The sequence below is a fragment of the Exiguobacterium sp. s26 genome, assembly GCF_018618235.1.
GTDB lineage: Bacteria > Bacillota > Bacilli > Exiguobacteriales > Exiguobacteriaceae > Exiguobacterium > Exiguobacterium chiriqhucha.
Window position 1 is genome coordinate 183,324 of sequence record NZ_JACSLS010000001.1, and the last position, 25,168, is coordinate 208,491.

27 protein-coding genes are annotated in these 25,168 nt (G+C 54.3%); 20 read left to right on the forward strand and 7 right to left on the reverse strand.

Annotated elements, in window-relative coordinates; all coding sequences use genetic code 11:
* The first annotated feature begins 16 nt into the window (after positions 1-16).
* The 5 genes from KNP82_RS00875 (at position 17) to KNP82_RS00895 (ending at position 3,922) form a co-directional block, all read left to right on the forward strand.
* Positions 17-394 carry a hypothetical protein gene (locus KNP82_RS00875; protein ID WP_214799213.1) on the forward strand — a complete coding sequence of 126 codons (378 nt, stop codon included), beginning with the start codon at positions 17-19 and terminating at the stop codon, positions 392-394.
* Between the two features lie 120 nt (positions 395-514).
* On the forward strand, positions 515-1,270 hold the full coding sequence (locus KNP82_RS00880; RefSeq protein WP_214826705.1) for a hypothetical protein: 756 nt from the start codon (positions 515-517) through the stop codon (positions 1,268-1,270).
* Between the two features lie 80 nt (positions 1,271-1,350).
* Positions 1,351-2,196: a pentapeptide repeat-containing protein gene (locus KNP82_RS00885; RefSeq protein WP_214826712.1), complete on the forward strand. Its 846-nt coding sequence runs from the start codon at positions 1,351-1,353 to the stop codon at positions 2,194-2,196.
* 335 nt (positions 2,197-2,531) lie between these two features.
* Positions 2,532-3,035, forward strand: coding sequence for a hypothetical protein (locus KNP82_RS00890; protein WP_029594979.1), 504 nt, complete (start codon positions 2,532-2,534; stop codon positions 3,033-3,035).
* Positions 3,032-3,922 carry an aldo/keto reductase gene (locus tag KNP82_RS00895; RefSeq protein WP_029594980.1) on the forward strand — a complete coding sequence of 297 codons (891 nt, stop codon included), beginning with the start codon at positions 3,032-3,034 and terminating at the stop codon, positions 3,920-3,922. Before KNP82_RS00890 ends, KNP82_RS00895 begins: the two co-directional genes overlap by 4 nt.
* Before the next feature lie 106 nt (positions 3,923-4,028).
* On the opposite strand, the gene KNP82_RS00900 is transcribed toward KNP82_RS00895, so the two are convergent.
* Positions 4,029-5,723, reverse strand: a complete 1,695-nt coding sequence (locus KNP82_RS00900; protein WP_029594981.1) for a M3 family oligoendopeptidase — start codon at positions 5,721-5,723, stop codon at positions 4,029-4,031.
* Positions 5,724-5,929: 206 nt separating this feature from the next.
* Here KNP82_RS00900 and KNP82_RS00905 point away from each other — a divergent pair, with 206 nt between their 5' ends.
* Positions 5,930-6,430 carry a PTS sugar transporter subunit IIA gene (locus KNP82_RS00905; RefSeq protein WP_029594982.1) on the forward strand — a complete coding sequence of 167 codons (501 nt, stop codon included), beginning with the start codon at positions 5,930-5,932 and terminating at the stop codon, positions 6,428-6,430.
* A gap of 86 nt (positions 6,431-6,516) precedes the next feature.
* On the forward strand, positions 6,517-7,116 hold the full coding sequence (locus KNP82_RS00910; protein WP_214826715.1) for a helix-turn-helix domain-containing protein: 600 nt from the start codon (positions 6,517-6,519) through the stop codon (positions 7,114-7,116).
* A gap of 64 nt (positions 7,117-7,180) precedes the next feature.
* On the opposite strand, the gene KNP82_RS00915 is transcribed toward KNP82_RS00910, so the two are convergent.
* The 3 genes from KNP82_RS00915 to KNP82_RS00925 form a co-directional block, all read right to left on the reverse strand.
* A complete protein-coding gene (locus tag KNP82_RS00915; RefSeq protein ID WP_029594984.1) occupies positions 7,181-7,606 on the reverse strand; it encodes a hypothetical protein in 426 nt (141 codons plus the stop codon).
* Positions 7,607-7,669: 63 nt separating this feature from the next.
* Positions 7,670-8,863 carry an ABC transporter permease gene (locus tag KNP82_RS00920; RefSeq protein ID WP_214826718.1) on the reverse strand — a complete coding sequence of 398 codons (1,194 nt, stop codon included), beginning with the start codon at positions 8,861-8,863 and terminating at the stop codon, positions 7,670-7,672.
* Entirely contained in the window at positions 8,853-9,743 is an 891-nt protein-coding gene (locus tag KNP82_RS00925) for an ABC transporter ATP-binding protein (RefSeq protein ID WP_021066531.1), read from the reverse strand. Before KNP82_RS00925 ends, KNP82_RS00920 begins: the two co-directional genes overlap by 11 nt.
* 117 nt (positions 9,744-9,860) lie before the next feature.
* On the opposite strand from KNP82_RS00925, the gene KNP82_RS00930 reads away from it, so the two are divergent.
* Positions 9,861-10,805 (forward strand): VOC family protein, encoded by a 945-nt coding sequence (locus tag KNP82_RS00930; protein WP_214826720.1) that lies wholly within the window; start codon positions 9,861-9,863, stop codon positions 10,803-10,805.
* Positions 10,802-11,401, forward strand: coding sequence for an alpha/beta hydrolase (locus tag KNP82_RS00935; RefSeq protein ID WP_214826723.1), 600 nt, complete (start codon positions 10,802-10,804; stop codon positions 11,399-11,401). Before KNP82_RS00930 ends, KNP82_RS00935 begins: the two co-directional genes overlap by 4 nt.
* On the opposite strand, the gene KNP82_RS00940 is transcribed toward KNP82_RS00935, so the two are convergent.
* Complete coding sequence (locus KNP82_RS00940) at positions 11,398-11,886, reverse strand: hypothetical protein (RefSeq protein WP_029594986.1); 489 nt, start codon at positions 11,884-11,886, stop codon at positions 11,398-11,400. The genes KNP82_RS00935 and KNP82_RS00940 overlap by 4 nt on opposite strands.
* A gap of 277 nt (positions 11,887-12,163) precedes the next feature.
* Here KNP82_RS00940 and KNP82_RS00945 point away from each other — a divergent pair, with 277 nt between their 5' ends.
* The 5 genes from KNP82_RS00945 to KNP82_RS00965 all read left to right on the forward strand — a co-directional run bounded on the left by KNP82_RS00945 (position 12,164) and on the right by KNP82_RS00965 (position 16,305).
* Positions 12,164-13,219 (forward strand): acyltransferase family protein, encoded by a 1,056-nt coding sequence (locus KNP82_RS00945; protein WP_029594987.1) that lies wholly within the window; start codon positions 12,164-12,166, stop codon positions 13,217-13,219.
* 73 nt (positions 13,220-13,292) lie between these two features.
* Positions 13,293-13,628 (forward strand): Asp23/Gls24 family envelope stress response protein, encoded by a 336-nt coding sequence (locus KNP82_RS00950; RefSeq protein ID WP_029594988.1) that lies wholly within the window; start codon positions 13,293-13,295, stop codon positions 13,626-13,628.
* Between the two features lie 200 nt (positions 13,629-13,828).
* Positions 13,829-14,494, forward strand: coding sequence for a beta-phosphoglucomutase (pgmB, locus tag KNP82_RS00955; protein ID WP_214826726.1), 666 nt, complete (start codon positions 13,829-13,831; stop codon positions 14,492-14,494).
* Positions 14,495-14,712: 218 nt separating this feature from the next.
* Positions 14,713-15,126, forward strand: a complete 414-nt coding sequence (locus KNP82_RS00960; RefSeq protein WP_029594989.1) for a Rok-like winged helix domain-containing protein — start codon at positions 14,713-14,715, stop codon at positions 15,124-15,126.
* A 126-nt stretch (positions 15,127-15,252) separates the two neighbouring features.
* A complete protein-coding gene (locus KNP82_RS00965) occupies positions 15,253-16,305 on the forward strand; it encodes a glycosyltransferase family 4 protein (RefSeq protein WP_214826729.1) in 1,053 nt (350 codons plus the stop codon).
* 52 nt (positions 16,306-16,357) lie between these two features.
* Here KNP82_RS00965 and KNP82_RS00970 read toward each other — a convergent pair whose 3' ends face one another.
* Together KNP82_RS00970 and KNP82_RS00975 are read right to left on the reverse strand one after the other, a co-directional pair.
* Complete coding sequence (locus KNP82_RS00970) at positions 16,358-17,380, reverse strand: LCP family protein (RefSeq protein WP_214826732.1); 1,023 nt, start codon at positions 17,378-17,380, stop codon at positions 16,358-16,360.
* Positions 17,381-17,421: 41 nt separating this feature from the next.
* Positions 17,422-18,063, reverse strand: a complete 642-nt coding sequence (locus KNP82_RS00975) for a YigZ family protein (RefSeq protein ID WP_058764228.1) — start codon at positions 18,061-18,063, stop codon at positions 17,422-17,424.
* Between the two features lie 174 nt (positions 18,064-18,237).
* Between KNP82_RS00975 and KNP82_RS15645 the strand changes: the two genes are divergently transcribed.
* From KNP82_RS15645 to treC, 6 genes are all read left to right on the forward strand, one after another.
* Entirely contained in the window at positions 18,238-19,362 is a 1,125-nt protein-coding gene (locus KNP82_RS15645) for a sensor histidine kinase (protein ID WP_201455031.1), read from the forward strand.
* A 25-nt stretch (positions 19,363-19,387) separates the two neighbouring features.
* Complete coding sequence (locus KNP82_RS00985; RefSeq protein ID WP_034778646.1) at positions 19,388-20,080, forward strand: response regulator transcription factor; 693 nt, start codon at positions 19,388-19,390, stop codon at positions 20,078-20,080.
* Positions 20,081-20,174: 94 nt separating this feature from the next.
* Positions 20,175-21,023: a DegV family protein gene (locus tag KNP82_RS00990; RefSeq protein WP_058764224.1), complete on the forward strand. Its 849-nt coding sequence runs from the start codon at positions 20,175-20,177 to the stop codon at positions 21,021-21,023.
* Positions 21,024-21,114: 91 nt separating this feature from the next.
* On the forward strand, positions 21,115-21,780 hold the full coding sequence (treR, locus tag KNP82_RS00995; RefSeq protein ID WP_058764564.1) for a trehalose operon repressor: 666 nt from the start codon (positions 21,115-21,117) through the stop codon (positions 21,778-21,780).
* 203 nt (positions 21,781-21,983) lie between these two features.
* Positions 21,984-23,432: a PTS system trehalose-specific EIIBC component gene (gene treP, locus KNP82_RS01000; protein ID WP_214826744.1), complete on the forward strand. Its 1,449-nt coding sequence runs from the start codon at positions 21,984-21,986 to the stop codon at positions 23,430-23,432.
* Between the two features lie 83 nt (positions 23,433-23,515).
* A complete protein-coding gene (gene treC, locus KNP82_RS01005) occupies positions 23,516-25,150 on the forward strand; it encodes an alpha,alpha-phosphotrehalase (RefSeq protein ID WP_214714101.1) in 1,635 nt (544 codons plus the stop codon).
* The last annotated feature ends 18 nt before the right edge of the window (positions 25,151-25,168 follow it).

Genomic DNA, 25,168 nt, shown 5'->3' on the forward strand with positions numbered 1-25,168 from the left:
GGGAGGCGAACTATAGATGGAACCACGAGTCATTGAATCGATTGAGCTATGGTTTCAAGAGGCAGGGTCTGCGGAAGCAGTGAACTTCATCGATTTCATGCTGTATTTGAATGAATCGGCGTATTCGTTGCTTCACCGAGACACGTTACATGGTATCTTCACCTATCAGATCCGCTACCAAGACGGGACCTCTCAGTCTGTCTCGTACGATAAAGACGAGTGGGTCGCCCATGAACGGAATGAATGGCAAACCGGTATGAGCGGCGGTGAGTGGGTATGGTGGCTCGTCGAGCGATGGCGTTTTGTCGTGGAGTGGTGGAGCGGACGGGACTTCCGGACGGGTGACGAGATAGAAGAGAACTTCTATGGGATGATCCCATACGGTGAAGTTTAAGACCTTGATATTCTGCTATATACAATTATTGGAAATGACGGCCTCAACACAAAAGCGTTAATCAAAGAGGGGTATTACAATGACCCGCTGCTACATGAATGGATTGTCATTCCCGAGTCGATGGACAGCCTACGACCGCTCGTCTTGGCCTTCTGTTACAACAAAGGGATTCTGGAGACACCCCGAACCATTGAGCGGATTGAAGTGACGTTCACCGATGTGACGACAGGAGCGGTCCAATCGCTTGTGAGTGCACTCGAAGCGTATGAGAAGCCGGCAGATCTCGATTTAGATGATATGATGTATCGTGATGACATGTTTTATCGCGACGAATCCATTCAAGGGACGATTCGTTATGAGGTGACGTATCAAGGCGGAAGGGTCCAATATGTCGAGCATGATAAGTCGGAGATATTCATAGATTGGGACATGGCGATGATCGATTCGTTTTTCGAACATTGGCTAAAGCTGTACGAAACGTATGCCGAAAAGTCGTTTCCATCCGGTCGACCGTTGCAACGATTTGAATCGGGCTATGATTACTGGAAAGCGAGACTGTCGCCTGAAGCGTGGGACGAGCTCATCCATTCGACTGACCCTGAAGACCAGCGGCTTTTAACGGATAAGAGACCGCATGACGAGATTCAAGACGCAAAAGAGCAGTTCGAGATGATGTTCGTTCGAGCAGCAGAACCTTACCTCGAAGATTTGCGCCACGGATTCTATGTTGACCACCTGTTGGAACAACGCATCGACGTCGAAGGCTCGTTCGATGCCATGATTGCGCTCTACAAAGAAATATCCGAGGCAGAAGAGAAAAGGCGAGCGAGAGAGCAGCTGCTTTACGGGGAGAAGGATGAAGACAACCTTAATTGAATAAAGCCTATGTAAAAATTGGGACATTCCTTATACTTGTACGTATAGAGTCAAAACGTACAAGGAAGGAGTGACAATGGATGACGATGCCCGATCTGAATATGCTTCGTGAATCGCTCAGACCAGATTGTGCGAACTGTTTCGGTCTCTGTTGTGTGGCGTTCCACTATTTGAAGTCAGAGGATTTTCCCATCAATAAACCGGCGGGACAGCCGTGTGTCCATTTGGCAGATTCGTATGCCTGCAACATCCATTCCGAACTGCGCGAGCGGGGCTTCAAAGGATGTACGGTGTATGACTGTCTCGGGGCAGGGCAGTTCGTGTCACAAGTGACGTTTCACGGACGAAGCTGGCGAGAGGGGGAGGTCGATGGGCCGCGCATGTTCGCGATAGTGCCGATCATGAGCCAAGTCCACGAGCTGCTGCTCTACATCACTGACATCCTGAGCCGGGACATCCCAGAGCACGATGCTCGGTTACTCGAGACGTTATTGGAAGAACTGCTGTCATTCCGTGAGTTACCGCCTGAACAGTTGACCGGGACGGCGCTGATGGCATTCCGACAACAGGCCCGCCCGTTGTTCGTCCGACTCAGTCAGCACATACGTGCGGCAGGACTGAAACTGGGCGGCCTGACGTTGACGTCACGACACGAGCAAGATCGTGCCGATTTGATTGGACGAAACGTGACCAAGCATGACGTGAGAGGAACGTGTTACCGAGGCGCCTTGTTGATCGGTGTTAACTTACGTGGGCAAGACCTGTCCTATGTCGATTTCATGGGGGCCGACGTACGAGATCTTGACGTGCGAGGAGCTGTGTTGACCGACAGTCTGTTTTTGACACAGATGCAAGTGAACGCGATGAATGGGGACCGGCATACAAGACTGGCACCCGTCTTCACGCGGCCGAGCCATTGGCTGTAACGCAAGAGACGACTTCCACAATGGAAAGTCGTCTTTTTGATGTGCTTGTGTTACGAGAGTGGCGAGAAATGGGGGAGCACATATTCACCAAGCTCCTCGATGACCTCGTCTGGGTCATACTCCAAATTGACATTGAGTCTGACCTGAATCGTGCCAATCACTGAGCACTTGTTGCTGGGAAAATGGGGACTGGGATAATACTTCCAACCGATTTTGGATATGATGTGTGCCTGGGGAAGACGTGATCTCCTGACGAAACGGTTGCTCGTGCCGAGCAGCCGTTTTTTGTTGCCTTATGTCGGGTACAGTCTCAAGAGACAAAGGAGGGGGCAACTATGGATATGTTGACATATCGATTTGAAGATGACGGCTCGATTCCGAACAATCCAGATTTTCCGGTGCTGTTATATCGGGGCGTGTTCGACGAGACGGACGGCATGCAGGCGACGTTTGAACATAACGGCTGGGGGAACAGCTGGGTGAACGGCGTGTTCGATTACCATCACTACCACAGTAATACGCATGAAGTGCTGGGCGTGAAGTCGGGCCGGGCGACGGTCCAACTCGGCGGTGCGACGGGAGACCTCGTTTCACTTGAAATGGGAGACGTCTTGATTTTACCGGCCGGGACGGGACATCGCCGTCTCGAGGCGAGTGCAGACTTCGCCATCGTCGGTGCGTATCCGGACGGGCGCGACTACGATACGTTGACCGGGAAACCGGGAGAACGACCGGACAATATCCTACGCATCGAACGAGTCGACAAACCGGCGACCGATCCTGTTTTCGGGACGACCGGACCGTTACATGAACAATGGACGAAGGAGGAGATGGCATGAACCGCATACCACACACATTGATTTTGGCGGCACTGAAACAACACGTGGCTGAACTGCCGGACGGCCGTGAAATGAGAGTCCTTGGGCAAGGCACGTGGCGCATGGGGGAAGACGAATCGAAACGGGATGCCGAGATCGAGGCACTCCGGACGGGACTCGACTGCGGATTACACGTCATCGATACGGCGGAGATGTACGGGGAAGGAAAATCGGAGGCGCTCGTCGGCGAAGCAATCCAAGACCGGCGGGAAGACGTGTTCCTCGTGTCGAAAGTGTATCCACATAACGCCGGGGGCGACAAACTGGTCCAGGCGTGTGACGCCACGCTCGAACGGCTAGGTACCGATTATCTCGACCTCTATTTGCTCCATTGGCGCGGGAACATCCCGCTCGAGGAGACGGTCGATGGGCTCGAACAGTTGAAGGCGGACGGGAAGATCCGGGCGTGGGGCGTGTCGAACTTTGATGTCGACGATATGAAGGAGTTGCTCGCCTTGCCGAACGGGAAACATTGCGCCGTCAACCAAGTGCTGTATCATCTCGGCAGCCGCGGCGTCGAATACGACTTGTTGCCATTTTTACAGGAGCAAGGCATCCCGATGATGGCTTACGCCCCACTCGCCGAAGGAAGCGATGTGAAAGAGAAAGTCTTCAACGATGAGACGGTAAACCAGATCGCCAAAGCGTACAGTGCGACACCGGCCCAAACCTTGCTCGCGTGGACAGTGCGGAGTGGCAACGTCATCGCCATCCCGAAAGCAGGGCAGAAAGCCCACGTCGAAGAGAACGGCGCGGCGATGCTTCTCAACCTGAGCGAGGATGACTTCAATGCGCTCGACGAGGCGTTCCCGCCACCGAGTGGGAAAGAACCGTTAGATGTGATTTGAAGACCACAGGCGAGCTCACTGGCTCAACTGTTGTTGCGCCTTCATCTGAATGTATTCCTAAGCAAGCACGAGAAAACCCACTCACACTGACGTGAGTGGGTTCGTTTTAGTTCGCTAACGGATGCTTCAACAGGTAGTCTTCAATCTGTCCAATCGTCTGTTTCAACACGCCGTCCTCAAACGGCGACTTGAGTCCGGCCAACTCGACGAGCTCGAGGAACGAGCGGCTGCCGCCGGCTTGGCAGAGCGTGAGGTAATCGCTCCACGCTGCTTCACGGTCTTCATGCATGCGCACCCAGAACTGGAAGGCACACACTTGCGCGAGCGTGTAGTCGATATAGTAGAACGGGCTTTGGAAGATGTGCCCTTGTTGGTGCCACCAAGCTCCTGACTCGAGATAACCGTTCGTCTCATAGTCACGGTGCGGGAGGTACACTTTTTCAAGGTCACGCCATGCCTGGCGACGCTCAGCGGCCGTCATTTCTGGGTTGCGGTAGACGACGTGCTGGAACTCATCGACGAGGACGCCGTATGGCAAGAATGTGATGCTTCCGGCCAAGTGATTGAACTTGTACTTGTCGACTTGGTCGCCGAAGAATAGCTCCATCCACGGCCAGCAGAAGAATTCCATCGACATCGAGTGAATCTCGCACGCCTCGTATGTCGGGAACGCGTATTCTGGCGTCGTCAAATGACGGCTCTCGTACACTTGGAAGGCGTGACCGACCTCATGTGTGAGCACGTCGATGTCGCCGGCCGTCCCGTTGAAGTTCGAGAAGATGAACGGGAGACCTTCTGACGGGAGGTACGTGCAGTACCCGCCACCGGACTTGCCCGGTTTCGCCGTAAGATCGAGAGCGCCGCGCTGTTGCATGAACTGGAAGAACTCGTCCGTCTCTTTCGAGAGTTCGCGGTACATCGTGTTCCCACCCTCGATGATAAACGCCTCGTCGCCTTTCGGTGTCGCGTTGCCGTCCGGGAAGACGAACGACTCGTCGTAGTACGTGAGCGTGTCGACACCGATCCGTTTCGCCTGCTTCTCTTTTAACGTCGTCGCGAGCGGGACGATGACGTCGCGCACTTGCTTGCGGAAGTTGTCGACGTTTGACTCGTCATAGCCGACACGTTGCATCCGGGCGTAACCGAGCTCAACGAACGACGGGAAGCCGAGCGTGTGAGCGATGTCGGTCCGGACGCGTACGAGTTCACCATAAATGCGGTCGAGTTCGTCGCCGTTGTCGGCGAGATATGTATAACGGGCCTCGGACGCCGCTTTTCGAACTGAACGGTCAGGAGATTGCAGATACGGGCCGAACTGGGACAAGTTGAGCGTCTTGCCATCGAATTCGATTTGGGCCGCCGACATGACCTTCTGATAAGCGGTCGTCAATCGGTTCTCTTCCTGTAGTTTCGGGATGAGCGACTCTTCGAACGTCTTGAGCGCGCGCTCGGCGAGTTCGAATAACTGGCTGCCCCATTCCTGTTCGAGTTGGCTGCGGAGGTCGTGCTCGGTCAAGACGCGATAATACGCTTGTACTTCTTTCTCGTACACCGGCAAGGCATCGTCAAAAAACGTCTGCTCGGCCTCGTAGAACGCATCGCGCGTGTCGATCGAGTGGCGGATCGAGACGAGCTGACTTTGCGTCTCGAATTCGTTCCGTTCCTGGTTGATTTGGCGAATCAATTCGTTCGCTTCCTCGAGTGTGCTGGCTTGTTGCAATTCGACTGAATAGTCCGACAATCGGCTGTTTAGAGCCTCCAAATTGGGCCGTTCATATGACAATTTTGTGAAAGTCGTCATTGTAAGCGCCTCCATCGTGTGAAATTTTTATAAAGTGTAAAAAGGGCTTGCAAAAGCGGTTGCACACTCGTATTCTTACGATGTGTAAACGAATTCGCACTACCTTATTACAACTATACCGTTTCTAGGGTAGGGATTGAAGAGGAAGCTTTTCGGGTATAAAAGCTAAGACTTTGATTAACAGAACATGTTGGAGGGATTAAGCTATGGGATTCTTTAAAAAACTATTCGGTGGTAAAGAAGAACAACTTAACGCGGTTTCACCGCTTACAGGGAAGGTCATTGACATCACAAACGTTCCTGACCAAGTGTTCTCGCAAAAAATGATGGGTGACGGTATCGCCGTCGAACCGACAGATGGTAAAGTCGTTTCGCCGGTCAACGGTACAATCGCGACTGTCTTCCCGACAAAACACGCGATTGGGATCAACGCTGACAACGGTGCCGAGTACTTGATTCACATCGGTCTCGACACGGTCAACCTTAAAGGTGAAGGCTTCGAAACGCACGTGACAGAAGGTCAAGCGGTTAAAGCTGGCGACACGCTCGTCACATTCGACCTCGACTTCATCAAAGCGAACGCGCCGTCGACGATCACACCAGTGATCATCACGAACCACGACAGCTTTGGCGTCAACAAACTCGTTGCTGAAGGCGACACGGTCACAGCCGGTTCTTCAGAAGTCGTCGAATTGACGAAAAAATAAGTTGCACATTTTACTCGGAGGCATACGCTTCCGAGTATTTTTTTATGGATTCGGGAACTATACTAAGAAGAGAGGGGGAGAGACACATGGATGGAAAGAACGCACCGTATCGGGGGTATGGGGATCGGATTCGAATTTTACGTGAGCGGGCCGGCATCTCGGTCGAGGCACTCGCCGACCGCATCGGCGTCGCCCCGTACTTTATTCGCCGGACCGAGCTGAGTGAAGTCTACCCGACGATGCCTTACATAGAGGCGCTCGCCGAGGCGCTCAAGATCGACGCGAACTATTTGGCCCGCCATATTTGGACGGGTGAGTCGCTCAAAGTGCTCATGAAAGGAACGGTCCCGGAGCTCGAACAGATGAAGCTCGCCTACGATGAGGCGATGCACGGCAAGTCGACCGAGGACATGCAACGTCAGCTCGAGGCGCGCATGCGCATCTTCGACTTGATGCACGAGGAAGAACTCCGTTGCATCTTTGCCGAAGACGAGGAACCGACGTCACATCAAGCGCTCGAGGCGCTCGTCGATGCTGTGCTCGACCTAGGCCGCTCGCACGAACCGACGCAACGGATTGTTCCGTTCGCTCGCTATATCGAGCAGCTCGTACCGGACCAGTTCGTCGACAACTCGTTCCAATACACGGAGTTCGGGGTCATCGCTAAATCGTATAAATTGCAGTGACAGCCGTGGGAGACCACGGTTTTTGCATACAAAAACAGCCGCTCCGAGGAACGGCTGTTTTCTGTTAACGCGCCATGCGCGCGTCGTAGCGTACTTTCGGTCGTGTCCCGGCAAGTAGGAAGCCGAGCACGATATTGAGAATCGTGAGCACCCAACCGACGTAACCGAACGTGTAGGCGAGGCTCGCGAGCATCGTCTGCCAGTCGAGTAAGGACGCGGCGTCACCACGAACGCTGAAGCGGATCGCGGTGAATCCGATGAGCGTCGTCGCCGTGATCAAGATGCCGATCCACGCGCCGCCGAAACGGGACGTCTCCGGACGACGGCTGACCGGATACCAAAAAGCGAGCGTCCCGAGGAACGTGCTTCCTGCGTATGCGAGCAAGATTTGCCACAGCGCATCGGCGTCCAAGAAGACGGTATAACAGATGAACGTCGTGAGCGTCGTCATGAAAGTAAAGATTAAAGCTGCGAGTAATCGTGATCGCATAGTTCGTTTCCTCCTCATTTTGCACATTCTTTAGAGTATACGAAAACGAAAATGCTGTAAACGTTATTGTCGATTCTGTAATATTTGTCGCCATTGTTTAATCGCATTGTTGCCGTAGAACAAGACGCCGCCGCGATAAAATTTCGAGCCGACCCACAAAATCACACCGATTGTGGCGATCATGATGCCGATTGATAACGCGACTTCCCACACCGGCACGTCGACGAGCATGACGCGAAGGAACATGAGCATCGGCGTGAAGAACGGCACGTACGACAGGATCGTGACGATCGGTGCCTCCGGATTGTTCAAACCGAACATGGCGGCGAGGAACCCGGCGACCAGCAGCATGATGACCGGCATCGTCATCTGTTGCGACTCCTCGACCCGGCTGACGAGCGAACCGAGCACGGCGAACATGGCCGCATAGAGCAGGTAGCCGAGCGTGAAGAACGTCAACAGATAGACGACGGCGCGAACGTTGCCGGCGTTGTCGATGACCGACTGGGCCATCTCGTTGCTGCGGGCGCTGAAGTAACCGAAGCCGAGGAAGATGGCGATTTGGAGCAGGGCGAGCGTCCCGATGGCCGAGATTTTAGCGAGCATATGCGTCACCGGGTGCGTCGTCGAGATGATGAGCTCCATGACACGCGACGATTTCTCGGTCGTGACCTCGGTCGAAATCATCGACCCGTACGTGATAATCGAGACGTAGAGCAACATGAGCATGACGTAGACGAAGGCGAACGACGAGAACAGCTCGTCCGAGTTCTCTCCGCCGCGGCCGAGGTACGATTCCTCGACCGTCACGGGCTCATTCAACGCCGCGAGGACGGTCGGATCGATGTTCGACGCCTCAATCAGCTCGGCGTTCCGGACTTCCCGCAGCGCCGTCTGTAGTACCGTCGTGAAATCCGGTTCCGGCCGTTCCGAGAGGACGCGGGCCGAGTCCTCTTCGATGAAGGCGACGATCTCATAGTCCCCGTTATCGAGCCCGGCACGTGCCTCGGACTCGCTGATGGACGCCGACTCGATATCTTCATAGCCGAGAGACTGCATGAGCGTCGTCAGTTCGTTATTGTCGGTGACGAGGATGGCTTGCGCCTGGTCAGTGTCCTCGAAGTTCGCGAGCAATCGGTCGATGTTCGTGAAACCGAAGATGAACAGAATCGTCAACAACGTCGAGATGAGGAACGCCTTCGAGCGCAGTTTCGAGCGTAACGTGAACGAGTAGAGTGGTCCGAAGTTATGAAACATGTTGGCCGACCTCCTTGATGAAGATGTCGTTTAATGAGACGGGCTGGCGCATGAACGTCTTGATGGCGGCCCCGTTCGCCACGAGGGCACCGAGCACTGCATCGCTGTCGTCGAACGAGTCGAGCCGGACGAAGTGGCCATCCTTATGAGGTTCGACCGCCCGGACGACCGGGAGGGCTTGCAACAGGTCCGGGCGATCGGTCTCGATGAACAGCACCGGCTCCTCATAGCGGGTCTTGATTGTCGGGACGTCGCCGCTGACGACGGCACGGCCGCCTTTCAAGATGCCGATATGTTGGCACAGCTCTTCGACGTGTTCCATCCGGTGACTCGAGAAGACGATCGTCGTCCCGGCGTCACGGAGCGCGAGCACTTCACGTTTTAAAATCTCGACGTTGACCGGGTCGAGCCCGCTGAACGGTTCATCGAGAATGAGCAGTTCCGGGTTGTGGAGCAGGGCGGCCACGAGTTGAATCTTCTGTTGGTTTCCTTTTGACAGTTGTTCGACGCGCATCGTCTCATACTGAGGGATCTCGAGCCGTTCGAGCCACGTCTTGACGGCCCGCTTCGCCTCGGCTTGCCGCATGCCTTTCAGGCTAGCCAAGAAGACGAGCTGGTCACGGACGGGTGATTTCGGATAAAGGCCTCGTTCTTCCGGCAGATAGCCGACGATGCGATGGTCGACGTTGCGACCGTCCCACGTAATCGTCCCGGCACTCGGTTTGAGGATGTCGAGAATCATGCGGAACGTCGTCGTCTTACCGGCGCCGTTCGCCCCGAGCAGCCCGAACATCTCGCCTTTTGGGACATGAAAGCTCAAGTCGTCGACGGCCGTGAAGTCGCCGAACTGCTTCGAGACACGATCAATTTGTAACGTCATAGAATGTACCTCCTTATAGGTGTCTACTAGTAGCGTACGCCATGTTGAGCAAAAAGTTTCACATTTCTTCAAAAATGATTTATCTTGAAATCAAGATAATAAAAAGGAGGACATGACATGACGAAGCAATCAGCGGGTATCCATCACATCTCGGCGATGGTGAAAGACCCACAACGTACATTAGATTTTTATGGGAATGTCCTCGGACTTCGATTCGTCAAACAGACGGTCAACTTCGACGACCCGGGCACGTATCACCTCTACTTCGGGGACGAGCAAGGGTCACCGGGGACGGTCATCACGTTCTTCCCGATCCCTGGGATCGGCAAAGGTAGCGTCGGCAGCGGACAGGTCGGGGTCACGGCTTATCTCGTCCCGGAAGGCAGTCTGTTGTTCTGGGAGAAACGATTGAACGACCATGGCGTCGGTACGGTCGCGACCGAGCGCTTCGGCGAGCCGTCGCTCCTGTTTGAAGACCCGGACGGACTTGTCGTCGAGCTTGTCGCCCGGACCAGTACGAAACAGACAAGTTGGGTCGTGCCGGGCGTGACGTCACGCGAGGCGATTGTTGGTTTTGCCGGGGCGACGTTATTGTCGAAAGACCCGGAGGCGACGGTTCGCCTGTTGACGGGGCTGTTTGGCTTTGAGACGGTAGGGGAAGATTCAGAATGGATTCGCCTTGAGGCGACGGCCGACTACGGCAACGTCATCGACGTGAAAAAGACCATCCTGCCGAACGGGGTTCCTGGTTCGGGGACAGTCCATCATATCGCCTGGCGCATCAATGATGGGGAAGACTATGCCTCATGGCAAGACGCCATCTTCGAGCTCGGGCTACGCCCGACCGAAGTGAAAGAGCGTCACTATTTCCGCTCGGTCTACTTCCATGACGGCGGCCGGATTCTTCACGAACTGGCGACCGACGCCCCTGGCTTTTTGATCGATGAGAGCTTGGAGGGCCTCGGCTCGACACTCAAACTCCCGGCTTGGTTCGAACAAGACCGCGAGGCGATCACTCGCACGTTACCGACGATTACAATCCCGAGAGGAGACATGACATGATTCATCAATTCATCAAAGGCACGACCGAGACGACACTCGTTTTATTGCACGGAACAGGAGGGACGGAACAGGACTTGATTCCGCTCGCCCGAATCCTCGCCCCGGAGGCGAACATTTTGACGCTGCGCGGGGACGTCCTCGAGAACGGCATGTCCCGCTTCTTCCGCCGTCACGCGGAAGGCGTACTCGACCTCGAGGACTTGAAGAAACAGACGGAACAGTTCTTGACGTTCTTGGATGACGCCACGACAGAGTACGGCATCGACCGGGACAAGATGATTCCGCTCGGTTATTCGAACGGCGCCAACTTGATCGGCTCGGCGCTGTACCGACAAAACGCATTCCACGCGTCGCTCTTATTCCACCCGATGGTCCCGGACCGCTCGCTCACGCTGCCGGACCTCGCTGGTGCGAACGTGTTTATCTCGGCCGGAGAACGTGACCCGATTTGCCCGAAAACAGAAACAGAAGAGCTCACGTCGACGCTACGGAGTGCCGGAGCGGACGTCGAACTCTTCTATCACGGAGGTGGGCACGAGCTGCGCATGGAAGAAGTCGAGGCAGCTCGGGCATGGCTAGAACCGTTCCTCGATTAAGCCATCTTCTTCGGTTTCGGTGGTCTCGAATAGACGACGAGCACACCTCGATCAATCAAATAGGCGGCGAACAGACGTTTCGCCTCTTCAGAACGAACGGTTCGGTCGATTTGGATATACAATCGGCCGAGCTTTTTTTGTGACGTGCGGGTCAATAACCAGATGGAGTCAAGCGTGTACTGCCAACCGCGGAGCGTATCCGCGCCGATGTACATATACCGGTTCGATGTGCGCTCAAGCAGATAATTAAGCCACCAGACGTCCCGGGCGAGCTTCATGGCGACACCGATGAAGAACGAGATGAACACGAACGACAGGGCAGACAGAATCGGATGGATGGCGGTAAATCGTTCCCGGATGGGTTCGAAGGCGACGATGAGCAGTCCGACGGAAAAGGCGCCGGTGAACCACCAAAATCCGAAGTTAGAGAATGAACGTTTCGGGTCATGCACCATATGATGACGGTTACGGATGACGGAAGCCATTCTCCACACCTCCTTTTATTAGAATATTCTGATTATTTAGTAAGACTACTATACTATACTGTACCCACTCTCGTCTATTTGAATACGCGCGAAACGTGCTCTAGCTTGAAGATTTCTTGACGTTTCGGCTTGCAGAGGGCAAATCCGGGGAATGATGACAGTGAAGTCATCATTTTTTTGTGGAATCGTAATTTCATCAGCTCAAAAAATCGGCTATGATGGATGAGGCAAAAAAGAGAGAACATCAGAAAACTAATAAAGAACTAGAGGGAAAGACATGCGAAATCATTGGTACGATAATATTAAAGGCGTGCTCGTCTTGCTCGTCGTGTTCGGTCACTTGTTGACCGACGTACGCGGCGCGTATGACGACATCCTGCCGAAATGGGTCTATTTATTTTTATACACGTTCCACATGCCGTTGTTCATCATGTTGAGCGGTTACTTCTTCCGGGAGAACCGTTATTTGCGCGTCATCCAGTTGTTCGTCGTCTACGTCATCTGGCAAGTGATTCTCGGCTCGTGGTTCGCCTTCACCGAGGGCATCCCGCTCTTATCACTCGAGAACCCTGCACTGAACATCTTGACGCCGTATTGGGCGCTCTGGTATTTGATGGCGATTATCATCTGGTACGTCATCACCCCGTACGTGACACAATTGAAAGGATACGTGCTGTTCGCGCTCTTGTTCGCGCTCCTGTTCGGCTTCCAAGCTGAGTCGACCGGGTTCTTCGCGCTCCGGAAAGTCATCATGTTCTACCCGTTCTTCTTGATCGGGAACTGGATGAGCGAACGGAACACGTTGAACTTCTTTGAATTGCCGAAGCGGGCCGAGCAGCGCAACCGTTACCGGATTGGCGGTTTTGCCGTCTTCACGACGCTCACGCTCGGGCTACTCGCCTCGATGAGTTTCCAACAGGAGGGTACGTTCTATCATATCGGTAACTTGTTCAAATTCCGGTTCGCCTATGAGTCGGCGGTGCCGGAGGCGATTTGGAGCGGGCCGTTCGCTTTCTTGATCGTCTACACGGTGTCGATTCTTATGGCGATCAGCTTCGCCTTGATGATTCCAGGGCGTGAACTGCCGGTGTTCACCCGGGCCGGGAAGTATAGCCTCTACGTCTATTTGGTGCACGTCTTCCTCGTCGTCGCCTGGAAGGCGTTCATCCCAGCCGGTTTCATGCCGACGTCGTGGCTCCAATTGCTCGTCTTGTTCGGCGTCGCCTTCTTGATCGTCCTGGTCATTATCAGCCCGCCGGTCGTCAAGCTGTTGAAGCCGCTCGTTGAGATTGACGTTCGCCGTGCCCAAGATATGAAGGACGTGAAATCGTAAACCCTTTTCTAAATGGCGGTTTTCCGCTACACTTTAAGATGGGAAGCGAAACTAGAGTTAAGGAAGTGACACCATGCCATACGAAAATGGAATGCACAGCACTGAAGGAGACGTCAACGTCTCACGCCACGTCGTGGAAATGATCGCCGCTGTCGTGGTCAAAGAGACGAAATACGTGTCGTTCACACAAGAAGATACGAAATTGTCAGAGCGCGCGCTCATGAAGCACGTCAAAGTCGACGAGTCGTCAGAAGGCGTCACAATCAACTTGTCACTTTACATCGCGTACGGTCAATCGATCGTCAAGACGGTGACGGCCGTGCAAGAACGCATCACGCAAGACATGGACACGATGCTTGCCATGACACCGTTATCGGTGAACGTGAAAGTCGTCGGAATCCAATTATAAGTCGTGGGAGAAGCACCTGCTTCTCCTGCTTTTTTATTTTTTTGCGAAAGCGGTTGCATGATGATGGCTTTTTCATTTATAATAGAAATCGAACAAGTGCAACCGTTTGCATCAATGACCAATCGTGCAACGGGTACTTGTCAAGTTCCCTTAATGTAGTCTGACGACAGAAGCATTAGAAGGAAAGGCGGAAAGCATGTATGTCGACGATTGAAGCAGTCATTTTTGATTTGGACGGTGTCATCACTGACACCGCGGAGTACCATTACCTCGCTTGGAAACAACTTGGAGAAGAGCTCGATATTCCGTTTGACCGCGAGTTCAATGAGACGCTAAAAGGCGTGAGTCGGACGGACTCGCTCGAGCGCATCCTCGCGCTCGGTGGAAGACAGGACGATTTCACACCGGATGAAAAAGCGGAACTCGCACAGAAGAAGAACGAGCATTACGTTGAACTCATTCAACACATCTCTTCAGCCGACTTGTTGCCGGGCATCATTTCATTCTTCGATGAAATTAAAGAGGCTGGTCTCAAAATCGGAATGGCTTCGGCTTCTAAAAACGCATTCGCGGTCGTAGACGCACTTGGTGTCCGTCATTACTTCGATCACATTGTCGATGCAGCAACTGTCGCCGAATCAAAACCACATCCCGAAGTGTTTTTGAAGGCTGCCTCTGCCCTTGGCGTGAAACCCGAACATGCCATCGGCGTTGAAGACGCAGCTGCAGGCGTAACTGCAATCAAAGCGGCAAACATGTTTGCTGTCGCCGTCGGGGAAGAGTCGATGCTCGGTCATGCAGACCTCATCGTTTCTTCGACCGATGAACTCTCGCTCGCACGCATCCTCGAACGCGTCGGCGCGTAAAGACTACGATCATCTTCCGTGAGATGACGACTGCCCCGAACAGTCGTCATCTTTTTGTGTTGGTCCAAAAGACCTAAAATAGATAGAAATGCCTAAAAATAGATGACAAGTACATTACAAAACCGTTACACTTTTATATGGGAACAAGTAATAACTGGTAATAATTGATGAATTTGGGTGATGGGGAACATCAATTAGGTGTAGAGGAGGATTTGTGCATGGAATCTACAAACGTGAATGAAAATATTTATCGGGAACTGATGGAGATCGAAGAGTCGTATCGCCAGCTGCAACGCCGGGCCGAGTATTTGATTTCGGAACTGAACCGGAACAAGCGGGAAGAAGAATCGCTACTCGATCCGTCAAAACGAATGCGCCCACGTCGCGTCAATCAACGTTATCCGCTCGAGGTCTATGTCCATCAGGTAACAGACCTGTTGAAGGAACGGAAGACGATGAGCGTGCGGGACATTCAAATGGAGCTCGAGTTGCGTTATCGTCACCACATTAGCAATATTTACCAATTGATGGTGAAAATCGAATCGGTCAATCCTGACATCAAAAAGATTGGCCGCGGCTTGTATACATACGAGGCCACGGATGAAGTGACGACGCATCCGGCCCACGCCTGAACGTGACCCGACGAGACGACCTCGTCGGGATTTTTTCGTTGTAACATTTCTGATACGTCTCGCCTCAAGGGAAATATGCTATAATTCGCCAGAGTCTATTTTTTTATGAGAGAGGAACGTTGGCCCATGTTATGGATTGCCATGTTGGTCAGTTTTGTGATGGCCATCTTGATCACGCCGCTCGTTCGCCGGTTTGCTTTTCTGATCGGAGCGGTCGATCACCCGAACGCCCGAAAAGTACATTTACGGACGATGCCACGGATCGGCGGCCTCGCCATCTTCATCGCTTTCTTTATCGGCTATGCGCTCCTATTGCCGACGAGCCGTTATAACGATGCCATCTTGATTGGGGCGGTCGTCATCCTGTTGACCGGCTTGATTGATGATCGCTTCCAACTGACGGCCCGCGTCAAACTGATGGGCCAGATGATCGCGACGGTCATCGTCTTGAACTCAGGCATGCGCATCGAATTGATTAACCTGCCGTTCGACCAACAGCTGTATCTCGGTTCGTGGAGCATCCCGGTGACGGTGCTCTGGCTGATCGGCATCACGAACGCCATCAACTTGATCGACGGTCTCGACGGACTCGCCGCCGGGGTCTCGAGCATCGCCCTCGGGACAATCGCGCTGCTCGCAATCATCCAAGGGAACGTTTATTTGACGATGATGGCGCTGTTGCTCCTGGCGAGCACGCTCGGCTTTCTCGTCCATAACTTCTATCCAGCGAAGATATTCATGGGCGACACCGGGGCGCTCTTCCTCGGCTATATGCTCGCCGTCTTCTCCTTGATCGGATTCAAGAACGTGACGCTGTTCTCGCTCGTCGTCCCGGTCCTCTTGCTCGGTCTGCCGATCTCGGACACGATTTTTGCGATCGTCCGTCGGCTCGTGCAAGGGCGTCCGCCGATGTCGCCTGATAAGTCGCATATGCATCACCAGTTGATCGATATGGGCTTCACGACGCGGCAAGCCGTCCTGCTCATGTATGGGATGACGTTCTTCTTCGGCATCGCCTCGATTCTGTTCGCGAAGACGACGATGCTCGGAGCCATCATCACGTTCGTCATCGTGCTCATCGTCATCGAGCTGATCGTCGAATCGACCGAGTTGATCCATCCGAACTATAAGCCGATCATCCAGACGTCACGACGCCTGCTCGGCCGGCCGAAGGCCTGATGTGACCATATGAAAACGACCGGGGACACGCGTCCCCGGTCGTTTTTTGGTATCAGTACGTCGTCGTCTCGCTGAAACCGTCTTCCGTTTCATTCAAGCCGTCGCCGGTTCCGTTGTCACTGTCTTCCGCCGTCACCGGCAGGCCGAGCTCGTTCTTCAAGAGTGTGCGTTTCTCGCTCAAGTCGGCCGGGTCGAGTTCATAGTAATACACACCGCCGAGCGTCAAGTCACCGCCTGCGAGCGTCTCTTGGTTGAACGACCGGAGCGACTTCGTGTACGGCTGCAGCTGTGACGCCTCGGACAAGGACATATTCGTTCGGATGTTATCGCCGACCGCATTCATGATCCGGTTGAGCTTCGTGAACGAATTGATCGTCGTCGCCTCGTTGATGATGGCCTCGAGCACCTGCTGTTGACGTTTCGCCCGTCCGACGTCACCCTCGGGGTCGTCTTTGCGCATGCGCGCGTAGGCGAGTGCTTCTTTTCCATCTAACATTTGGACACCTGGTTCGAGTTCGACGTTGCCGGTCGCCCGCCCGGAAATTGGGACGAGCACATCGACCTCGACGCCGCCGACCGCATCAACGAGATCCTCGATGCCATCAAAGTTGATCGTCGCATAGTAGTCGATCGGGATGTCGAACAGTTTCTCGACCGTCGCGATCGTCGTGTCGATGCCACCGTAGGCGTAGGCATGGTTGATTTTGTCTTTGAACTCACCGTCAGTCGTGACGATATCGACGTACGAGTCGCGCGGGATGCTGACGAGCGTCACTTGGCGCGATTCCTTGTTGAACGTCGCCACCATGAGCGAGTCGGTCCGTCCTTCTTCGAGCGAGGCGCCGCCATCGACGCCGGCGAGTAAGACGGAGAAGTGATCTTTCGTCAAATCGACCGTCTCTTCTCGACGGTCCGACTTGTCCCCGCGTGTCAGCTCGCTGTTCGTGTTCTCCGCCGTCTCGTTCGCCTTAAAGACGAAGTAGCCGAAGGCCGACCCGCCAATCAACAGGACGAGGCCGAGCACGAGCAGGACGATTTTCCACACGGGGCGTTTCTTGCGGGAGTCTTGTTCCATGTCGTCTCCTCATTTCATTCGTTTCCTTTAGTATACGTGACCTACCGCACAAAATCACGTTCGATGATACGTTGGTCCTGGGTCTCGAGTCCTCCTTGGCCGTTTGTCAAATCGACGAGCCAGGCGAGGGCGGCGTCGGTCTCTTCGACCGGAACCGAGATGTGGAACGTGACGGTGTCCGCGTAGACGATGTCGTCGAGGAGGTACGACGATTGCCGCAGTTCATTCTCGACCTTGCCGATCCAGCCGTAATCGACCGTTAGCGTCAAGCGTTGCATCGGGATGCGCTCGACGATGCCGACCGCGTCGAGACCTTCGCTCACCGTGCCACCGTAAGCGCGGATCAGTCCGCCGCCGCCGAGCTTGATGCCGCCGAAGTAGCGGGTGACGACGACGACCGTGTCTTTCAACTCGCGTTTCCGGAGCACTTCGAGCATCGGCAGCCCGGCCGTCCCGCTCGGCTCGCCGTCATCGTTCGCTTTTTGGAACTCGTTCCGTTCGCCGATGATATAGGCCGAACAGTTATGATTGGCGTTCCAATGCGCCTTCTTGATGGCTTGGATGAACGCCTGCGCCTCCTCTTCGGACGTGACCCGTTTGAAGTGGGCGATAAATTTTGACTTTTGAATGACGACCTCGTATTCTCCGTCTTGTTTTATAGTATAATTTTGTTCAGCAGACATTTCTGAAAATTCTCCTTTCTATTTTTGAATATTTTTTTTAAAATTCAAGTAGGCGTCAACGCCAGTTGCGGCGAAAGGGAAGGAGAGCCTCCAAGTTTCACTGTAAACGAACGTTCCGCAGACGATAATAGGAATAGATGAGGACTTACTACCGAATTATTAGGGGATGGCATCGTGAATCATATTACCGATCGTACAGCTTTAGAACATATCATAACAAATATGATTGATACGGTGACGGAAAGTAAAGAGGAGATCGTCCGGATTACCGAGAGTTCGGCCAACGAATATTCGTTGATTCAGAACGAACTGAAAGAGTTGACGCAAAAGATTGAGTTTTACATCGAGGAGTCGGAACGGCTCGACCTGCTCGTGAAAGCGGCGAAGAACAAACTCGTCCAAGTGAGCAAGAAGTTTCATATACATAGCGAACAAGAGATTCGGGAGGCGTACGAACGCGCCAACCAAATGCAGCTCGAGCGTTTTCTCATCCAAAAAGAAGAGATGGCCGGCCAACAGCGTCGCAACGACCTTGAGCGCCGCCTGCTCATCCTCGAGGACACGATTGAGCGGGCCGACAAGCTCGTCAGCCGCGTCTCCGTCGTGCTGAACTTCCTGCGGGACGACCTGCAACAAGAGTACTCGGACATGATGAAGAAGCAAGAGATGGCAATCAGCGTTTTTGAAGCGGCCGAACGTGAACGTCGTCACCTCGCCCGTGAAATGCACGATGGACCAGCGCAATCGCTTGCCCACATCTTGATTCGGGCCGACTTGATCGAGAAGACGTTCGACAAGCGGGGGAAAGACGAGGCGTTCGCCGAACTGCACGAGCTGAAACGCCTCATCCGCGGCGCGCTCGTCGACGTCCGGCGTCTCATCTACGACCTTCGTCCGATGTCGCTTGACGACCTCGGTTTCTTGCCGACGCTCGAACGGTATCTCCATCAGACTGAGGAATACACGGCCATCAAGACCCGGCTCAACTACCGGGGCTCGCGGGCCCGACTGCCTGAGAAATTGGAGATCAACGTGTTCCGGCTCGTCCAAGAGGCAGTCCAAAACGCGATCAAACATTCGAAGACGGCGGAGATTATCGTCAACGTCGAGCAAGCGCATGATGCGATACATATTCATGTACGCGACCATGGGGTCGGATTCGTGCCGAGTTCGATTGGCGAAGAGTCATTCGGGATCGTTGGGATGCGAGAACGGATCGAGCTTGTGAACGGAAGCATGACCATTGATTCGGAAGTCGGCAAAGGGACGGTCGTCCGCATGTCGATTCCGATCACGTAAGACAAGAACAAGGGGGAGTATCCAGATGGAACAATTACAAACACGCATCGCGATTGTGGATGACCATGAGCTGTTTCGAGAAGGCTTGAAACGGATTTTTGATTTAGAGGACGAGTTCACGGTCGTCGCCGAAGGACGGACCGGGACGGAGGCGATTCGCATCGCCGCGGACCACAAGCCGGAAATCTTGATTCTCGATATCAACATGCCTGAATTGAACGGGATTGAGGCGACGAAACAGTTGTCGGTGCTCTCACCAGAGACGCGCGTCCTCATCTTGTCGATTCACGACGATGAGTCGTACATCACGCATGCACTCGAAGCCGGAGCATCTGGGTTCTTACTCAAAGAAGTCGCATCGACCGAGCTGATCTCGGCCGTGCGCTCGGTCGCGAAGGACGGGGCATACTTGCACCCGAAAGTGACGACGAACGTCTTGAAAGAGTACCGTCGCTTGCTCCAATTCAAAGGGGAGCAGGCCGGCCGTAACGTCGAGAACCGCACGGATGATCCGGTCTACCAATTGTTGTCGCGTCGTGAAGTCGAAGTGTTGCACTTGCTCGCCGAGGGCCGCTCGAACCGCGACATCAGCGACATGTTGTTCATCAGCGAGAAGACGGTCAAGAACCACGTCTCGTCGGTGCTCCGCAAGATGGAAGTGAACGACCGGACGCAAGCCGTCGTCGATGCCATCCGCCGCGGATGGGTTGAGATTTGACCTCTACCGATGCAATACATCGTTTTTATGCTACAATATGGAATGGAATCCACATTCAATTGGAAAACGAAACGATGTAAAGTGAGGATATAGCATGGGAAACATAGCCATTTTGACCGACAGTACTGCCTATTTGCCGGCCGAATTTTGTGAGCGCCACGACGTCCACGTCGCACCGCTCAGCGTGATTTTTGACGGGGAGTCGTTCCGCGAAGCCGTCGATATCACGACCGAGGCTTTTTATGACCGGATCGAGGCAGGGAACTTGCCGACGACGTCCCAGCCGAGCATCGGTGAAACGATTGAACTGATTGAGCGTCTCCCGAACGAGGTGACGGACGTGATCGCGATCACGCTCTCGAGCGGCATCAGCGGGACGTATCAATCGATGATCGCCTTGAACGACATGGTCGACGTCAACGTTCACGCATTCGATTCGGAGATCTCATGTATGCCTCAAGCGTTCCTCGTCGAGGAAGCGATTCATTTACGCGATGCAGGCGCGTCGGCGCAAGAAATCATGGCTCACCTTGAAAAGATGCGCGAGTTGATTCGGGCGTACTTCGTCGTCGATGACCTCGACCACCTCCAACGAGGCGGCCGACTCAGCGCGGCGCAAGCGCTCGTCGGGTCGTTCCTTCAAATCAAACCGGTGCTGCATTTCCAAGACCGGATGATCGTCCCGTTCGAGAAGATTCGGACGTACAAGAAGGCGGTCCGTCGCATCGAAGAGATGATGGAACAGTCGATTCAAGGCGACGGGACAGGCTACTGTATCGGCATCATCCACGCCAACTGCCCGGAACGTCAGGCCGAGGAAATCGCCTCGATGAAACAGAAGTTTCCGCAGGCGCATGTCACGGGCGGTCATTTCGGACCGGTCATCGGGACACACCTTGGGCCAGGCGCAATCGGCATCACGTGGTATCGCCGCGAATGGTAAACAAAAGACGGCCATCTGGTCGTCTTTTTCGATAGAGAGGAGTGAGCCTGTGGCCAAATATCGTCAAATCTATGAGCGCCTCGCCGAGCGGATGAAGACGGGCGAGTATGCGGCGGAGTCGAAACTGCCGTCCGAGACCGAACTCATGCACGAGTACGAGGCGAGCCGAGGGACGGTCCGGAAAGCGCTCGATTTGCTCCAAGAGCACGGCTACGTCCGGAAGCATCACGGGAAAGGCGTGTTCGTGCTGCGGCGCGATCAAATCGAGTTCCAGTTCAACGGCATCGTCAGTTTCTCCGAAGTGTACGCCAGCATGCTCGGTCGCTCGATTCAGACATCGGTCGCCTCGTTCGAGGACATCGAGGCGCCGGCGTGGCTCGCCGACCGAATGAATTTGACGCCGGGGACACGGATGTACCGGATTGAGCGGGTCCGCAACTTCGATGGTGAGAACGTCATCTTAGACGTGAACTATTTCGTCAAAGACCTCGTGCCCGGCCTGACAGAAGAAATCGCCGCGCAATCGATTTACGCCTATGTCGAGCACGAGCTCGGGATGCAAATCAGTTACGCCAAACGGAAGATCGCGGCCGAGGACGTGACCGAGCTCGACCGCTTGCGGCTCGACCTGCACGATTATGAATACGTCATCGTCATCACGAACGACACGTTCCTCTATGAGGGCAGACAGTTCGAATATACCGAGTCCCGCCACCGGCTCGACAAGTTCCAGTTCAGCGATGTGGCGCGCCGGTAAGGCTCCTTTTTCGAAAGGAGTCTTTTTTTTCGTTTTGAATCAAGGCAAGAGGGAACAAAAATAGTGAACGCCTGTCACATAGTTGTCACACCTAACTTATATAGATAAGTTGTTGACATGACTTATCTATATAAGTTAAACTTTGTTTGTACTCATAAGTAACCGTTTTCAACAAACGCTTTCAAACAAAGGAGGCCTACAATATGAAGGCAGATTATCGTCAAATCGCCGCGGATATCCTTGAAGCCATCGGGGGCAAGGATAATGTCGACAAAGCGGCACACTGTGTCACGCGGCTCCGTCTTTCGTTGAAAGACCAGTCGCTCGTCAATGAAGCAAAAGTGAAAGAAGCCGATCTCGTCAAAGGCGCATTCGAAAACTCGGGTGTGTATCAGGTCGTCATCGGGGCCGGGGACGTCGAGCGTGTCTACGCCGAGTTCATCAAACTCGCTGGGCTTGAAGCGGCGACGGTCGCCGAGGTCAAATCGTCGGGCGGTAAGAAGATGAACCCGCTCCAGAAGCTCGTCAAAGTGTTCTCGGACGTGTTCATGCCGATCATCCCGGCCATCATCGTTGCCGGTCTATTGATGGGGATTAACAACTTGCTCGCCTCAGAAGGACTGTTCGTCGAAGGTGCGACGTTGATTGAGGAATATCCGAACCTACAAGGGTTATGGGATCTCGTCAACATGATGGCGAACACGGCGTTCGTCTTCCTCCCGGCACTCATCGGTTGGTCGGCGACGAAACGGTTCGGCGGCAGCGAAGTGCTCGGGATCGTCATGGGTCTCTTGCTCGTCCACCCGGATCTCTTGAATGCATGGGGTTACGGACAAGCAGCGCTGGAGGGCGACGTTCCGACGTTCAATATCCTCGGCTTGTTCGAGATCGAGAAAGTTGGCTACCAAGGTCAGATTCTTCCGATTTTGGCCGCGGCCTTCATTTTGAGCCATATTGAGATTTTCTTGAAAAAACATGTACCGAATGCGATTCAATTGCTCGTCGTGCCAATCACGACAATCGTCATCACTGGTTTCCTTGCGCTTTCGATTGTCGGACCGCTCACACGTGGCCTCGGTAACTTGATTGCAACGGGAATCGTCAACGTGTTTGAAGCGGTACCGGTCGTCGGGGCACTCCTGTTCGGTCTGCTCTACGCACCGCTCGTCGTTACCGGGATGCACCACTTGTTCCTCGCCATCGACTTGCAGCTCATCGCGGAGACGAACGGGACGTTCCTCTGGCCGATGCTCGCTTTGTCGAACATCGCCCAAGGTGCAGCCGCACTCGCGATGTTCCTCGTGTTCAAACACGACGCCAAACAAAAGAGTATGGCTTCGACGTCATCGATCTCGGCATTCTTCGGGATTACCGAGCCGGCCATGTTCGGGGTGAACTTGCCGAACAAGTTCCCATTCTACTCGGCGATGATCGGGTCGGCCGTCGCGGCGGTGTTCATCACATTGAACGACGTCCAGGCGTTCGCTGTCGGGGTCGGGGGTCTTCCTGGATTCCTGTCAATCTTCACCGATAAGATTCTTATCTTCATCGTCGGGATGGTCATCGCCCTCGTCATTCCGTTCGTGTTGACGCTCGCCCTGTCGAAACGTTACATGAAAAAAGGCGAGATCGAGAAAAACAAAGTCGCATAAGAAGATTACTGACAAGGGGAGGGACGGAGGTTCTTCCCCTTTTCCTATCGAAATGAAAACTCTTACAAAAGGAGACTACATCTATGACACAACCAAACTGGCGTAAATCCGTCGTCTATCAAATCTATCCGAAAAGCTTCTATAGCCCGGAAGGCAATGCCACCGGCTCAATCAAAGGGGTGACGGCGAAGCTCGATTACTTGGCCGAGCTCGGCATCGAATACATTTGGATGACCCCGGTGTACAAGTCGCCGCAAAACGACAACGGCTATGACGTCAGCGACTATTACGCGATCGATCCATCATACGGGACGATGGACGATCTCGACGAGCTCGTCCGCGAGGCCGAGGCGCGTGGCATCGGGCTCATGATGGATATCGTCGTCAACCACTCCTCGACCGAGCATGAATGGTTCCAGAAGTCGCTCGCCGGGGACGAACGGTATCGCGACTACTACATCTGGCGCGACGAACCGACGAACTGGGAGTCGAAGTTCGGCGGCAACGCCTGGAAATATGACGAAGCGAGCGGTCAGTACTACCTTCACTTGTTCGACGTGACCCAGGCCGACTTGAACTGGGAGAACGAGCAGATGCGCGAGGACGTCTATGAGATGATGCGCTTTTGGCGCGATAAAGGCATCAAAGGGTTCCGCCTCGACGTCATCAACCTGATCTCGAAGCAGCAGGACTTCCCAGAAGACGATTCGGACGGCCGCAAATTCTATACGGACGGACCGCGCATCCATGAATATTTGAAAGAGATGAACCGCGAGGTGTTCGATGGCCACGACGTCATCACGGTCGGCGAGATGTCGTCGACGACGCTCGACCATTGCGTCCGCTACTCGAGTCCGGACGAGCGCGAGCTCAGCATGACGTTCAGCTTCCATCACTTGAAAGTCGATTATCCGAACGGCGAGAAGTTCGTCGCCGCACCGTTCGACTTTGTGCAATTGAAAGACATCATGTCGACGTGGCAGGAAGGGATGCACGGCAAGGGCTGGAACGCCATCTTCTGGTGCAACCACGACCAGCCGCGCGTCGTCAGCCGCTTCGGTAACGACACCGACCACCGCGTCGAGAGCGCGAAGATGCTCGCGACGGTGCTCCATGGCCTGCAAGGGACGCCGTACATCTATCAAGGCGAGGAAATCGGGATGACGAATCCGGGCTTTGACTCGCTCGACGAGTATCGTGACATCGAGACGCTCAACGCCTATAACTTGAAACGCGAACAGGGCGTGTCGCACGAGGACATGATGGCCGCCATCAAACAGAAGTCGCGCGACAACTCGCGGACGCCGATGCAGTGGGACGCGACGCCGCACGCCGGCTTCACGAGCGGGACGCCGTGGATCAACGTGGCGCCGAACTATACCGATGTCAACGTCGAGACGGCGCTCGACGACCCGAACTCGGTGTTCTACCACTACAAGAACTTGATCTCGCTCCGCAAAGAGTTCGACGTGTTGACGGACGGGGACTATACGCTCCTCACACCGGACGCGCTCGACGTCTGGGCGTACACGCGGAAGACGGAAGACGAGGAAGTGCTCGTCGTCGCCAACTTCTACGGCCCTGAGACGACGTATGAGATCCCGGCAGGTTTCTCGCAGGCCGAGGTCGTCAGCCACAACTATGACGTGCCGCAGCTCGACGGGACGACGTTGTCGCTCCGGGCGTATGAGGCGATCATGTTCTATAAGCAAAACTAAGTGTCCGGAGGCGTTCCA

Coding starts and splice junctions, on each gene's coding strand:
- KNP82_RS00940 (WP_029594986.1), bottom strand. CDS start 11,886: ATGGCTTCCGTCATCCGTAACCGTCATCATATGGTGCATGACCCGAAA.
- KNP82_RS00905 (WP_029594982.1), top strand. CDS start 5,930: ATGGGATTCTTTAAAAAACTATTCGGTGGTAAAGAAGAACAACTTAAC.
- KNP82_RS00990 (WP_058764224.1), top strand. CDS start 20,175: ATGGGAAACATAGCCATTTTGACCGACAGTACTGCCTATTTGCCGGCC.
- KNP82_RS00875 (WP_214799213.1), top strand. CDS start 17: ATGGAACCACGAGTCATTGAATCGATTGAGCTATGGTTTCAAGAGGCA.
- KNP82_RS00890 (WP_029594979.1), top strand. CDS start 2,532: ATGGATATGTTGACATATCGATTTGAAGATGACGGCTCGATTCCGAAC.
- KNP82_RS00965 (WP_214826729.1), top strand. CDS start 15,253: ATGTTATGGATTGCCATGTTGGTCAGTTTTGTGATGGCCATCTTGATC.
- KNP82_RS00930 (WP_214826720.1), top strand. CDS start 9,861: ATGACGAAGCAATCAGCGGGTATCCATCACATCTCGGCGATGGTGAAA.
- pgmB (WP_214826726.1), top strand. CDS start 13,829: ATGTCGACGATTGAAGCAGTCATTTTTGATTTGGACGGTGTCATCACT.
- KNP82_RS00950 (WP_029594988.1), top strand. CDS start 13,293: ATGCCATACGAAAATGGAATGCACAGCACTGAAGGAGACGTCAACGTC.
- treP (WP_214826744.1), top strand. CDS start 21,984: ATGAAGGCAGATTATCGTCAAATCGCCGCGGATATCCTTGAAGCCATC.
- KNP82_RS00885 (WP_214826712.1), top strand. CDS start 1,351: ATGACGATGCCCGATCTGAATATGCTTCGTGAATCGCTCAGACCAGAT.
- KNP82_RS00935 (WP_214826723.1), top strand. CDS start 10,802: ATGATTCATCAATTCATCAAAGGCACGACCGAGACGACACTCGTTTTA.
- KNP82_RS00975 (WP_058764228.1), bottom strand. CDS start 18,063: ATGTCTGCTGAACAAAATTATACTATAAAACAAGACGGAGAATACGAG.
- KNP82_RS00960 (WP_029594989.1), top strand. CDS start 14,713: ATGGAATCTACAAACGTGAATGAAAATATTTATCGGGAACTGATGGAG.
- KNP82_RS00910 (WP_214826715.1), top strand. CDS start 6,517: ATGGATGGAAAGAACGCACCGTATCGGGGGTATGGGGATCGGATTCGA.
- KNP82_RS00900 (WP_029594981.1), bottom strand. CDS start 5,723: ATGACGACTTTCACAAAATTGTCATATGAACGGCCCAATTTGGAGGCT.
- KNP82_RS00945 (WP_029594987.1), top strand. CDS start 12,164: ATGCGAAATCATTGGTACGATAATATTAAAGGCGTGCTCGTCTTGCTC.
- KNP82_RS00895 (WP_029594980.1), top strand. CDS start 3,032: ATGAACCGCATACCACACACATTGATTTTGGCGGCACTGAAACAACAC.
- KNP82_RS00920 (WP_214826718.1), bottom strand. CDS start 8,863: ATGTTTCATAACTTCGGACCACTCTACTCGTTCACGTTACGCTCGAAA.
- KNP82_RS00925 (WP_021066531.1), bottom strand. CDS start 9,743: ATGACGTTACAAATTGATCGTGTCTCGAAGCAGTTCGGCGACTTCACG.
- treR (WP_058764564.1), top strand. CDS start 21,115: ATGAAGACGGGCGAGTATGCGGCGGAGTCGAAACTGCCGTCCGAGACC.
- KNP82_RS00985 (WP_034778646.1), top strand. CDS start 19,388: ATGGAACAATTACAAACACGCATCGCGATTGTGGATGACCATGAGCTG.
- treC (WP_214714101.1), top strand. CDS start 23,516: ATGACACAACCAAACTGGCGTAAATCCGTCGTCTATCAAATCTATCCG.
- KNP82_RS00970 (WP_214826732.1), bottom strand. CDS start 17,380: ATGGAACAAGACTCCCGCAAGAAACGCCCCGTGTGGAAAATCGTCCTG.
- KNP82_RS00880 (WP_214826705.1), top strand. CDS start 515: ATGGACAGCCTACGACCGCTCGTCTTGGCCTTCTGTTACAACAAAGGG.
- KNP82_RS00915 (WP_029594984.1), bottom strand. CDS start 7,606: ATGCGATCACGATTACTCGCAGCTTTAATCTTTACTTTCATGACGACG.